We start from the raw sequence: 13,273 nt of genomic DNA, 5'->3' as shown, positions 1-13,273 counted from the left end.
TATATAGGGAAAGGAAAAAGTTTAATGAATTTGATTTATGGTACATATAATCCGTCTAAGCTTAAAAGTATGATTAAGATGCTTGAGGGGCTTGATATTGAAGTAACAGGTCTTAGCGGATTTGATATGAAATTAGTAGAAGCTGAAGAGAATGGAAAAGACCCACTTGATAACGCTGTGGAAAAAGTCACAACCTATTTTAAACAAATTCAAGTGCCTTTATTTTCTTGTGACTCAGGCCTATATTTTGAGAATGTTGAAGAAGATGATCAACCAGGAGTGTTAGTTAAGAGAATTCAGGGAAATAATTTAAGCTATAGAGAAATGCTTGACTTTTATAGCAATTTAGCAAAAAAATATGGAGGAAAGTTAACGGCTTATTATAAAAATGCTATCTGTCTGATTATGGATGAACATCATATTTATAGTCATGACGGAGAGGACATATGGTCTGAAAAATTTTACTTAGTAGATACCCCTCATGAAAAGTATAGAGAGGGGTTCCCGCTGGACTCAATATCTGTAGAAATTGAAAGTATGAAATATTACTATGATTTAGAGGATAATAAAAGCGAGAATCTAGGAATTCTTTCTGGATATAGAAGTTTTTTTATTAGAAGTTTAAATGACTATTTGAAGTCTGAAGTATTTAAAGGTAAATAAAGAAATGAAGGCTGAATGTGACTTGCTTGATATATTATAGATATTTTAATAGTACTTTAAAAACAAAGAAAAATGTTGTGGTTTTAAGATTAGGGCATATGGTTAATTTTATTTAACTATATGCCTTATGTTGTTGTAATTGACTTATATTTGTAATTATACTATAATTATCATGTCGATAAATGTTAGATAAAAGCAAATTTAGTCACAATTTATAAATGTTAAATTAAATATTTATTAATAATATATTTTTTATTTTAGAAGGTGTAGGGTATGAATTATAAAATAGGAAAAAGTTCTAAAAAAAATCCATTAGAGGCTGTTACAGAAGCTACCAGTGGGCTAATTGCCCCAAAGTTGATTTTGTTTTTTTCAGAAGTCAATAATTTTGAAAGCTTTACTACAGTCATAAAAGACAAATTCAAAGACAGCATAGTACTTGGATCAACCACCTTTGCAGGTTTTTGTAAAGAAGGTGCGTATAAGGATTCGCTGCTTGTAATGGGAATTGAAGAGGGGATAGAATGTTATGCTGATATACTAGAAGAGGCAGATAAGTTCCCAATAAAATATATTGATAGAATAACCAACTGTGTTGACAAGTTAAAGGACACTAAAAATACAGTTTGTTTTGAGATTTCTTCAGCTCTAATCAGCTGTGAGGAGCTAGCTTTGGCCACTTTAAATTCTGTACTTGAGTTAAATAGTATTCCGCTTTTTGGAGGCTCATCAGGAGATCAAGGAAAAGCTGAAAAGACTATGATATCCTTTAATGGCAAAGTATATGAAAATGCTTGCGCCTTTGTTTTAATAAAAAACTTAGGTGGTAAGATTAGATTATATAGAGAAAATATCTATAAACCTACTAATCATTACTTTACTGCGACAAAAGTGGATGTTAGAAATAGAATAGTCTATGAATATGACAATAGGCCGGCGGCTAAAGTGGTTGCAGAGGCGTTAAACACTACAGTAGAAGGCTTGAATAAATACTTGGATACTAATCCATTAGGAAGAATCATAGGTAATGATATGTATATTACTGCTAATCAAGCTGTTACAAGTAACAACGGCATGTCTTATCATGCAAGAGTTTATAACAACTCAAAAATGGTTTTACTTGAACCTGATGATTATAAGCATGTAATAAGTGAAACTATAAAGCAAGTAAAAAAGGATGTTCCTAATCCTTCATTTTCCATAATGATAAACTGTCTAGCAAGATCCCTGCTTTTTGAAAAAGATGGCTATTTAAATGAATTTGCTAAGAGCATGAGCAGTGCTTTAGGAAATTATATAGGTTTTGCAGGTTATGGAGAACAGCTTGATCATCAGCATTTTAACCAAACAATGGTTATTGCTGTATTTGAATAAGTGAGGTATAAGAGATGAAGTGGTTTAAATCAAAGAAAAGCGTAGTAGAAAATAATAGCATAGACCAGAATATAAATATGGAACAATGGAACAATTTTGAGATAGAAAAGCCTCAGGATAATAATGATACATACATAAACTATGGACTCTTACATATAGAAAAGAAATTGAGTGAGTTTATGGAAGAAGAAGTTAAAGTTACTCAGACAGTTCAAGATATAAGCAATACATATGGTAAAATTAATAATATACAGAAAATGCTTAGTAATCTAGACTCAAATTTTAATGATTTTAGTCAACATGCTAATAAGATAGACGGCGTAATGAATCGTTCAGATGTGGCAGTAAAACAAGCTGATGACAGAATGGGAACATTAGCTGAGAAATTAGATGGTACATGCATCCAGCTTAATTCCATCAACGAAGCTTTTCACACATTAGAGAATAATTTCAAAAGTATACAAGAAATGTCGGGGGATATAACTAATATAGCAAGTAGCACAAATTTGTTAGCATTAAATGCGTCTATAGAGGCTGCCAGAGCTGGAGAAGCAGGAAGAGGATTTGCTGTTGTAGCTGATGAGATAAGAAAATTATCTGCATCAACGGCTCAGTTAGTAAGTGGTATTGACAACAGTGTTAAGTCTTTATATGAAAGTATTGACTCCTTAAGGGGAGAGATAGATAACACTAAAAGTTCAATTCGAGATAATTTTGAGTATGCTAAAAATGTTCAAAATGATTTTAAGCAAGTAACAGACTGTACACAAGAAGTTAAAGATTTTAGTAGACATATAATAACCGGGATCGAACGTACTAGCTCAGAGATAAATGGTGCTGCTACTGGTGTTGGCTCTGTAGCTGAGATTGTTACTTCTTTAGGGGACAAACTAGATAACTTAAACCTAAGAATGAGTAAAAGATCTGTACTAATATGTAATGTTACAGAATTTTTACAGCAATTAGAAAATATGCTCTCTAATTCTTTAAAGAAAAAATAGATTTAGGATTGAAGTAGTATGTCCGCTCAGAGTGTTATTAATATTAGGGATAGAGGAGAGAGATAAATGGTTAATAATGACACGGTATTAATAACAGGTGCTTCAAGTGGAATTGGTTATGAACTTGCAGAAGTTTTTGCTTCTAAAAAATATGATCTTGTTCTAGTAGCTAGAAGTACAGAAAAACTTAAAGAGATATCAGATCAGCTATCAAAGAAATATCTAATAAAGGTTTTTATAATATCTGAGGATTTAACTAAGGAGAATGCAGCAGAAACTGTGTTCCAAAAGGTGAAAAACAATAATATAAAAGTAAATATACTAGTAAACAATGCTGGAGCTGGTAAAGTAGGTTTATTTCATCAGATGGATGCTTCGGAAGATTATAAGATGATACAACTAAATATAGCCTCATTAACTCATCTAACAAAACTATTTATAAGTGAAATGATGGAACAAGGAAGTGGAAAGATCATGAATGTAGCTTCTACTGGTGCTTATTCTCCAGGTCCATTTATAGCTACTTACTACGCAACTAAAGCCTATGTTTTATCACTTTCAGAAGCCCTTTACAAAGAGCTTAAGCCTTACAATATAACAGTTACAACACTTTGTCCAGGAGCTACCAAAACAAACTTTACTAAAAATGCAGGAAAGAAGGATGCCCCAGGAGCAATGGAGGCAGCTAAAGTTGCTAGATGTGGTTATGAAGGACTTATGAAGAATAAAAAACTAATTGTGCCAGGCTTAATTAACAAAATACTAATTAGACTTCCTAAGAATTTAGTTAGTACTCTGAACTTTAAATCTCAGAAGAACCTAGCAGAAAAATAGAACTGTACCGCTTCGATTGAAAAATAAAAATTTTATTACGAAGTGGGAGCTATATGAATAAATTATGGTTATATAAGAAAAAATATAATTAAATTAATATAGAATGTAATAAAAACATTTAAAAAACATATTCTCACTTGAAACTTTCAAAAATATTATATATAATTTAAACATAATATTTTATATTAATGTACAGTGATTATAAAAGCTACGATTTATGAATTTCTTTAGAGAGCCGATGGTTGGTGCAAATCGGTGAAAGGATTAATCTTTCCACTTTTGGAGCTGTCGATGATAAATCGAAGGTTGGTAACCTTTATATTACTTTTCGAGTGGTTGATTTTTTATCAACAATTTGGGTGGCAACGCGGATAACTTCCGTCCCATTTTATATTTTTGGGATGGAAGTTTTTTTACTGCTTGGTAATAGCCCATGAGGGGCAAAAATCATCAAAGTATAATAAAAGAAGCTTTCTTTTTCGTAGGAAAGTATAATCTTTTACATTACCTAAGCCTATGAAAAGCTAAGGTTTTTAATGGTATATTTAAATGTTTTTTCATTTTTAATATTTATGCTTTCAATATATATATAAATAGATACAAACTACTAGGAGGGTAAATCATGTTAGATTTAAAATTTGTAAGGGAAAATCCAGAACTTGTTAAACAAAACATAAAAAATAAGTTTCAAGATAGCAAGTTAGGTTTAGTTGATGAAGTTATAGCGTTAGATGCTGAGCTAAGAAATGCAAAGACAGAAGCAGACTCTTTAAGAGCAAATAGAAATAAAATTTCTAAAAGCATTGGTGCATTAATGGGCCAAGGAAAAAAAGAAGAAGCAGAAGAGATGAAGAAACAAGTAGCTGCAAATTCACAGCGTTTGGCTGAGCTAGAAGTTAAGGAATCAGAACTTGAGAAAAAAGTAAAAGATATAATGATGGTTATACCAAACATAATAGATCCAAGTGTTCCTATAGGAAAAGATGATAGTGAAAATGTTGAAGTTGAGCGTTTTGGTGAGCCAAAGGTGCCTGATTTCGAGATTCCATATCATGCTGAAATAATGGAAAGATTAAATGGGTTAGATCTTGATAGTGCTAGAAAGGTTGCTGGTAATGGATTCTACTACCTAATGGGAAATGTAGCTAGACTTCATTCAGCTGTAATATCTTATGCAAGAGATTTTATGATAAATAGAGGATTTACATACTGTATTCCTCCTTTCATGATTCGTAGTGAAGTTGTAACAGGAGTTATGAGCTTTGCAGAGATGGATGCAATGATGTATAAAATAGAAGGTGAAGACTTATATCTAATAGGAACAAGTGAACATTCTATGATAGGTAAATATATCGATACAATATTACCTGAAGCATCACTTCCTCATACTTTGACAAGTTATTCTCCTTGTTTTAGAAAAGAAAAAGGAGCTCATGGAATAGAAGAAAGAGGAGTATATAGAATACATCAGTTTGAAAAACAAGAAATGATTGTTGTATGTAAGCCAGAAGATAGCATGACTTGGTACAATAAATTGTGGAAGGATACTGTAGATCTATTCCGTTCATTGGATATTCCTGTAAGAACTTTAGAATGCTGTTCAGGCGATCTTGCAGATTTGAAGGTTAAATCTGTAGACGTTGAAGCTTGGTCACCTAGACAAAAGAAATATTTTGAGGTAGGAAGCTGCTCTAACTTAGGAGATGCGCAAGCCCGTAGATTAAAAATCCGTGTAGATGGTGAAAATGGTAAGTATTTTGCACATACCTTAAATAACACTGTTGTTGCACCACCAAGAATGTTAATAGCGTTTTTAGAAAACAACTTAAACGAAGATGGTTCAGTAAATATACCTGAAGCATTGCAACCATATATGGGCGGTATGAAAGTAATAAAATAAAAAAGGTTCGCTGAAGATATCTTCAGCGAACCTTTTCATATAAGTGGACGTACATTTTTTAGTAAGGCTTATTCAAAGAGAAGGTAGCTTTTCAATTATATAACTAATAAGAGTTTTTTTGCTCCTTTTTTTATATAAGCTTTCACTTATGTCAAAGCTTGAAGACTTTATTAGTTCAATTAACTCTTTCTGCTTTAGAGCATTAAGCTTTTTTTCTAAATCTTCTTTATCTAAAGACTTAAGTTCATCAATAGGGCTTGAACTTGATTTTTCTTTTAAATCGCAAATACACTTATCTTTAGAATCTACAAGGTCAATATCATTAGTTGAAGCAGATGCAATTACTTCAGTATTTTCATGTTTCTGTACTTTTTTCTGTATAGATATACTAATATCTATATTTACTGAATTGGTTTCAGCATCTTCTAACAATTGAAGAATTTCTTTTATTTGATCTATCGCTTCTTGGTTAGAGATATTAGAATTTATGGATTCTGGAATACCAGATTCTAGTTCTGGTTCTGGGCATAGTGGTAAGTTTTCTTCAGGGATAGGTTCACATAAGATAGCCTTTTTAAGAACTTGTTTAACGTATTTTTTACCATAGCCTTTTTCTACTATCTCTTCGATATTAAAGCCTTCCTCATATAGTTTCAGGATATCGTCTTTTTTACTAATTTTCATTCATATCACCTTTCATATTTAATATTTCTCATTTAAAGATGTACTACTTCGATTAAAAATCTATTTTCAAAACTCTTCTGGATCTGATAGGAAAATTTGAAAATATAAATTTTATTACGAAGTGGTGCACACAATTTAATAAATTGAGGAGTTTTATGGATATGAAGTTATTGATGTCTAAAATCGCATAACATTATCTGAATATTTGCTACATTACAATGAATATGACTGGGATATGAGAATTTATACCTAATTTCAACTTTAAAGGAAAGGAATTAATAAAATATTTTGCTGCTGTAAAAATTCACGAACACTAGGACAATATTAGAAGTTTTTATTGTTAAAGAAGTGGTGAAAATAAATTATATAGGTACGGTATTTTATACACAATAATATAATGATAGTACTATTATATCAGTTAAGTACTTTTTTTAAATATTACAGTATATTTTGTAAAAAAATATTCACTTCAGCATTATTCTTTTAGATAGCCAAAATAAAAATTGAGGGAGATAAAAGTAATGAGATTAATGTGTTATGTTATTGGGATAGTTTTATCAAGTATATTTGTTTATAAATTAATTAAGGCTACTATAAAAGATAAGAGTAAATAGTATAGTTTATATAAATACTAATAATATAGTGAAGTTAATATATATAAATACGATAATAAAGATGTAATAAAATTTGAATGCATTAGTTAAAGAAAATTATGATATAACTTAAGATAAGTGGGAGGTATGTATTTTGAAGATACATCAAGAAACGTCAGAAATTTTAAACTTTTTTATAAACTATGCTACGTTGTTGCAGAAATTAGTACCGATTGATTGTACTATAGGAATTACTGATACTGAAAAGTTTCTTTGTACTATACCTGGAGAAAAAATTAAAATGCCTGGTGACATTATAGGGAAGGCTATTCCACATGATGATGCAATATACTTAGCGATAAAAAGTGGACAGCCAAAAGAGGTAATTGTACCAAAAGAAACATTTGGCTTTTCTTTTAAGGCTTCTGCGGTACCTATAAGAGATGGTAACGGAAAAATTATAGGTGGCCTTGGCCTTGGTATAGCCTTGGAGAATAGAAATCAGCTAATAAATATTGCAGATTTGGTTTCTACTTCTACAGAACAAACTTTTACTGCAGTGGAAGACTTAGCGAAAAATGCAGAAAGCTTAGCAAGTCAACAGCTTACATTAAGCAGTCTTTCTAATGAAATTGAAGGAAGTATTGGACAAACAAAAGGAATAATTGAATTTATACAGGGAATATCGAAAAATACAAATTTACTTTCTTTAAATGCATCTATTGAATCTGCTAGAGCAGGGGAAGTAGGGAGAGGGTTTGCAGTAGTAGCCTCAGAAATGCGTAAAATGGCTGATGATACTGCTAAAAGTATAAAAGATATTCAGAGTATACTTGAAACAATAAAAAGTAAGATGTCTCAGATAGCCGAAAAAATTGACGAATCTGTTGGTATAAGTGAGGCTCAAGCAGGAGCTACAGAAGAAATTTCTGCAACTATTAAAGAATTGGCTTCTTCAGCAAAGATTCTTAAAGATTCAGCTAATAATGTAATTGGATAAAAAACAAGTGTTTTTTCTTATAAATTAAGGGATATAAAATATTTTAACTAAATCAAATTGAATAGTATTGGGAAGCTTTATAAAAAGCTTCCCTTTTTTAATGTCTAGGAATTGTCTATCATGACTAAAGCACTTACAAAGTATAAAAATTTTTATTGGCTAAATCAGCAGTAACATGTAATCCTAATAAACTTTTTATAAGTATATGAAAATAAATATAAGTTTAGTAAGCCAAAGTCTTAATAATATGGAAACAACTTAAATATAATATATAGAATGTCATACTACTTTTACTGCAGTATTAGTTCCTTGCTATAAAGATACAAGTTGACTTTATGTAACTTTATAGTGTTATTCACGAAGATTTATAGTGTAACATGACATAAAAAATAGATTCACACCGGTTTAATAGAACTAAGTATTTTTAATAGTTCTTTAAGAGATGTAGTTTAAAGCATAATCTTTATTAACACATTTCAAAAAGAGGTGAATATGTTGTCAAGAAAAGAAAAGGTCTATGATATCGAAAAAATACTATATTTATATGAAAAGTATGGTACCTTAAATGCGGTAAGAATGAGGACTGGATATGGTTCGAAAAAGATTAAAGAAATACTAATAGGTAGAGGAATAGAACTAAATAAGTATATACCAGAAAGATGGGACTTTAAAGAAAAGTTGAGATATTAGCCTAATTAAATAGGGGTAAGGGGTTAGCGCTTTATCCCTAGTAGTTCATTTTATATAAACAGTTATGAATGACAAGGTCTTGGCAAAGTATAATGAAAGATAAAATATATTCCACTGCTAAGTCTTTTCATATATTCGGAAAGAGAGCTGGGTAAAAATTATATAGGTGTGTGCAGAAGTTAATTATATTAATTTTGAGGTGATCGAATTGAAATTCTATGATCCTAGTGAAAAAATAAAAACCATAAGAAAAAAACTTCATATGAACCAAATAGAATTAGAAGGTAAGAATATGACTAGAGCTTTTATAAGTATGATGGAAAGTGGTAAGCGTAAAGTAAGCTCCAATAGTTCTATGCTACTAGCTAAGAAGTTTAATGACAAAGCAAAACAACTTGGAGTGCAGATAAACTTAGATGATGAATATTTTTCAAGGAAACCTTATGAAGATGCGAAGATTTACTGTGAAAGTGAATTAGCAAAGGAGATAAGTCATGATAAATATGAAGAATTGCTAAAGATATCCTTTGATTTTAAACTGGATATTATTGCTATGAAGGCATATAAAAAAGATGCAGATAAGTATTTTAATGAAGGAAACTATGAAATTGCTTTTGAGAAGTATAGCAATGCATTAGGAAAGCTGAAAGAATTAAAGGAAATAGATGAACAAAGCTATGTTTATAACCAAATGGGAATTTCAAAGCTTAATAGAAGAGAGTACGAAGAAGCCATATTTTATTTTAATCAAGCTATTTTCTACGCTCATAAGGAAATGATGGAAAAACAGATTATTGAAGTAGCTTATAATTTAGCTAAAGCATACTCAAATATAAAATTACATAATGAAAGTCTAAAAATAATAGATAAATATATTTCAGATGAGGATGGTTTAGTAAATACAGATTTTAACCTTGGAGTGAATATTATATTTCTGAAGACTAGAGAATTATATTACAGTGGTAAAAAGAAAGAGGCGGTAATTAAATACCTATATCTAATAGATTTAATAGAAGATAGAAACAACTTATTACTAATAGAAGTATTTAATGATCTAGCAGATTATTATTACAATATAGCTAATATACAAGAAAGTTTGAAATATATAAACCTTGCTCAAAGATTAGAAATTAGAACTGATAAAGTATTGAGTCCTAAAACACTGTGTACAAAAGCAAAAATCTTCTTTGCTCAAGGCTTAGTAGATGAAAGCATAATGATTTTGGAGTTAGCTATGAATATATCAGAACAAGTAAAAAACTTTGCAAGTCTATTTTCTACATACAAAGAATTAGCTATAGTATTTAAATCCCTAGGAGATTTAGAAAGATTAAAAGAAGCCTCAATGTTTTTTCTAAAGGTACTTGAAAAATATAATAAAAGTGAAGGCAAGGAGTTTGCTCTATGTAACCTTGTGGAGATTTATATAAGTCAAGGTAACGAAAAAGAATCCATAAAATTACTAAAGGAGTTAGAAGAAATTTTTGAAAATCAATAGAGTTGACATAAAAATGACACAGAATAAATATATAATTCAAAATGTAGAGTTTTTCATGATCTCCTTTTAAAAGCATCTTCGTGTATTCGAGGGTGCTTTTTTGATGTAAAGTATAAAATTTTTGAATATCTAAACTTAGCGAGATCAAGGCTTAGGAGTAGCTATTTAAATTAAACAGTAAAAAATAAAATTATGTCGGCTGGCAGAAATTATTCACATACTTTCAGAAAAGTCAGATGCGCTAAAAAAGTATAAACTATACTAATTCCTTATACAATATGGTCTTAAATAATATACTCGTAAATGACTATTGTAATTAATATACCTAAATGAAAATTTTGACATAAAATTGTCACATTAAAATAATAAAATAATAATGTAAAGTTTTTTTCATAGAACTCCTTTTTTAAAGCACCTTCATTTTAGTGAAGGTGCTTACCATTATAGATATATGTTTATTTTTAATTTAATCCCAATTCTTTACGTTTCTTTTCTATATGATCTACATATATCTTAATTGTTTTTTCTGCATCTAATTCTACAACAACTTTACCAAGTCCTAAGGATTCAGTTGTTTCGGTTAGGGTTTTAACAACAACGTCGCTGCCAGTTATAGACGGAACTGGTGCTACATGAACTAACCAACCTAAAGCCACAGCAGTGCAAGCATCAGCAACAGCTTTCTGTTCAAGATATTCAGGTGCGCCAATTACAAGAGGAAGTTTATTAGTGTCAACACCTAATGCATCTGCAAGCTCTTTTGCAGTGTGAGTCATTTTTCCTATATCAACACAAGCACCGTAAGATAATACAGGTGGTATTCCAAGTTGTTTACATACAGCTTTTAAGCCTTCGCCACATTCATCAGCTGCTTTAGGATCTGTAAGTCCTGTATATTCCATAACGGAAGAGGTACAACCACCTGAAAGTACTAAAATATTATTTTCTATTAGTCCCTTGGTTATCTTAAATATGTTACTTCCTCCTTGACCATATCTTGCAGTAGTACATCCTACTATTGTTGCTATTCCTCTTATGTTACCATTTGCTATTTGTTCTATAAGAGGATCAAAGCTTCCGCCTAATGCATTTCTTACAGATTCTGTACTAAATCCTACCATGCAATCAGAAGTGTGTGATGGTATGTATATCTTTTTATTTTCTGATTTACGTTTTGTAAAGGCTTCTATAGCTAAGTTAAGAGCTTTTTCTGCTTGATCTTTCATTTTCTCAGGTATAAAGTCAAGAGTTTCTGTACCTTGAAGTTTAATTACTGGATGGGTACTTAATAGTTTTGTTCCAAAGCGTTTTGCAAAAAGTGGCATAGTTGGAACAGTACAGTTATAATCAAACATAAACATATCAACTACACCAGTTGCAAGTAAGTATTCTTGAGATAACCATTCACCTTCTTGACCGCCATATCCAGGTTGGTTATGAGTTCCTTGATAGTTCATGAGTTGTTGACCTTCACATACGTGGCCTAATATCTGGATTCCCTCAGCACCTGCATCCTTAGCCTTTTGTTGCCATTCATCAGTAGAAGCTAAGTCTATGGCAACGTGAGATAGTAGTGGCATATGACCATTAGTAACTATATTAATCATATTTTCTTTTAGTAAGCCCATGTTTTGCTTCTTATGGGCAATTTCTTGAGTACCCATGAGTATTTCTTGAATGATATCAAGTAAAAATAGTCCTTGATATTCATTGGCGATACCTAATCTAATACTGTTTAACAAGAATTCAACAGGATCCGAATTAAAGTTTGTCATACATCTTGTTTGCGCATAGCCGACCTCACTGTATGCTCCACCAGGGAATAAACCTAAATCTCTCCATAATTTTTTTCGTTTAGTAGGTGCAAAAGCTTCAACTGTTTTTGATTCTATGTGATATGGTGAGTGGATATCGTTTATAACCCAATCAGCAAAAGCCACAGCTAATTTATCTATAGGCTGATTTGCATCAAGTCCAGCCATATCTGCATATTTTTTTAGCTTATCAGCATCCCTGATTTTTAATCCGCTTTCAGGATGCTCACCAGCAGCTTTTAAAGTTCTGGCAGCTTGATGACAGTGAAATACATTAGCAGATGTACCAATAGTTACATGTCTATATACAAAGTTTCTAGCTACCATAGTATGTGCATCCACGCCGCAAGTTCCACGAGGTACTTTATCACTTATTCTACAAGGGCCATTTGCACAAAGTTGGCAAGATAAGCCTTCTATACAGAATTTACATTGAATTGGTTGCTGTTGACTAAATCTATCAAATACATTAGTCATTCCTGCATCGTGAACAGCTTGGTACATTTCTCTCATAGCTGGGTCTATGATTACATTTAATGGGTAACCTTCTTTTGACTGATCACCTTTTGCCACATGATCTCTTTGCCACTTATGAAGCGCCTCACCTTCTGGTGATTTTTCAATCTTGTCATAGTCTATTTTTATACGATTATGTATGTCTTCATGAGTATTTGGGTCATTTGAATGTTCATTTGTCAGTTTAGTGCCAAAAGTAGTGTTATCACCTCTCATGGTTTTTGCGGCATTTTCAAAAGAGTCCTTAATTTCCTTGTCTGACATTGCGGTTCCTCCTAAGTATTATTTGAGTAAAATTTCAATATATAGATTGTGTTTTAAAAATACAAAATATTCATCTTTTGATATAGAAGTGTGACAAATAATAGTTTTTTACTGTATAGGAAAGTTTAATACTTTTGTGTTAGCTAAACTAAATTATTAAAAGATTTAGAATAAATATTCAGTATATACAGCAATAGAATAGAAGTCACTCGTATTTTAGTTTTTTTATACGATTGGAAGGTAACTATATAAAATATAATTATTGAGAGAAGGATATTTTAACGAACTTTTACAATAAGACTATAGTTTCTTTAATAAATAGCTTGATAGGTATAGTTCTACAATCGTATACATTTATATTTTGTGAAATTGACAATTTACTAGAAAATACTGTATACAATATAGTTACTAATATGTATAATATATACATATTAACAGCAAT

At 30.9% G+C, this 13,273-nt stretch carries 10 protein-coding genes and 1 other annotated feature; of the genes, 8 read left to right on the top strand and 2 right to left on the bottom strand.

The window, feature by feature from the left end; genetic code table 11:
• Positions 1 to 24: 24 nt before the first annotated feature.
• The 5 genes from C1I91_RS16475 (at position 25) to serS (ending at position 5,772) form a co-directional block, all read left to right on the top strand.
• Entirely contained in the window at positions 25 to 663 is a 639-nt protein-coding gene (locus C1I91_RS16475; protein WP_128213839.1) for a non-canonical purine NTP pyrophosphatase, read from the top strand.
• Between the two features lie 273 nt (positions 664 to 936).
• Positions 937 to 2,037 carry an FIST signal transduction protein gene (locus tag C1I91_RS16470; RefSeq protein WP_128213838.1) on the top strand — a complete coding sequence of 367 codons (1,101 nt, stop codon included), beginning with the start codon at positions 937 to 939 and terminating at the stop codon, positions 2,035 to 2,037.
• A gap of 14 nt (positions 2,038 to 2,051) precedes the next feature.
• On the top strand, positions 2,052 to 3,038 hold the full coding sequence (locus tag C1I91_RS16465) for a methyl-accepting chemotaxis protein (protein ID WP_128213837.1): 987 nt from the start codon (positions 2,052 to 2,054) through the stop codon (positions 3,036 to 3,038).
• 66 nt (positions 3,039 to 3,104) lie between these two features.
• Positions 3,105 to 3,872, top strand: a complete 768-nt coding sequence (locus tag C1I91_RS16460; RefSeq protein ID WP_128213836.1) for an SDR family NAD(P)-dependent oxidoreductase — start codon at positions 3,105 to 3,107, stop codon at positions 3,870 to 3,872.
• A 189-nt stretch (positions 3,873 to 4,061) separates the two neighbouring features.
• Positions 4,062 to 4,261: a binding site (T-box leader), on the top strand.
• Positions 4,262 to 4,494: 233 nt separating this feature from the next.
• The gene (serS, locus tag C1I91_RS16455; RefSeq protein WP_128213835.1) at positions 4,495 to 5,772 is read left to right on the top strand and encodes a serine--tRNA ligase; all 1,278 of its coding nucleotides are present in this window, start codon (positions 4,495 to 4,497) and stop codon (positions 5,770 to 5,772) included.
• A 72-nt stretch (positions 5,773 to 5,844) separates the two neighbouring features.
• On the opposite strand, the gene C1I91_RS28580 is transcribed toward serS, so the two are convergent.
• Positions 5,845 to 6,456 (bottom strand): hypothetical protein, encoded by a 612-nt coding sequence (locus C1I91_RS28580; RefSeq protein ID WP_205694224.1) that lies wholly within the window; start codon positions 6,454 to 6,456, stop codon positions 5,845 to 5,847.
• Between the two features lie 747 nt (positions 6,457 to 7,203).
• Between C1I91_RS28580 and C1I91_RS16445 the strand changes: the two genes are divergently transcribed.
• From C1I91_RS16445 to C1I91_RS16435, 3 genes are all read left to right on the top strand, one after another.
• Positions 7,204 to 8,049: a methyl-accepting chemotaxis protein gene (locus C1I91_RS16445; protein ID WP_128213834.1), complete on the top strand. Its 846-nt coding sequence runs from the start codon at positions 7,204 to 7,206 to the stop codon at positions 8,047 to 8,049.
• Between the two features lie 492 nt (positions 8,050 to 8,541).
• Positions 8,542 to 8,739, top strand: coding sequence for a hypothetical protein (locus tag C1I91_RS16440; RefSeq protein WP_205694223.1), 198 nt, complete (start codon positions 8,542 to 8,544; stop codon positions 8,737 to 8,739).
• 208 nt (positions 8,740 to 8,947) lie between these two features.
• Complete coding sequence (locus C1I91_RS16435) at positions 8,948 to 10,237, top strand: helix-turn-helix domain-containing protein (RefSeq protein ID WP_128213832.1); 1,290 nt, start codon at positions 8,948 to 8,950, stop codon at positions 10,235 to 10,237.
• Between the two features lie 461 nt (positions 10,238 to 10,698).
• Here the strand turns inward: C1I91_RS16435 and cooS are convergent, their stop codons facing one another.
• Positions 10,699 to 12,831 (bottom strand): anaerobic carbon-monoxide dehydrogenase catalytic subunit, encoded by a 2,133-nt coding sequence (cooS, locus tag C1I91_RS16430; RefSeq protein ID WP_128213831.1) that lies wholly within the window; start codon positions 12,829 to 12,831, stop codon positions 10,699 to 10,701.
• Positions 12,832 to 13,273 lie beyond the last annotated feature (442 nt).

The organism is Clostridium manihotivorum (assembly GCF_004015185.1).
In the GTDB taxonomy this organism is placed as follows: Bacteria; Bacillota; Clostridia; order Clostridiales; family Clostridiaceae; genus Clostridium_AR; species Clostridium_AR manihotivorum.
This window is presented reverse-complemented; position numbering and strand designations above follow the sequence as displayed.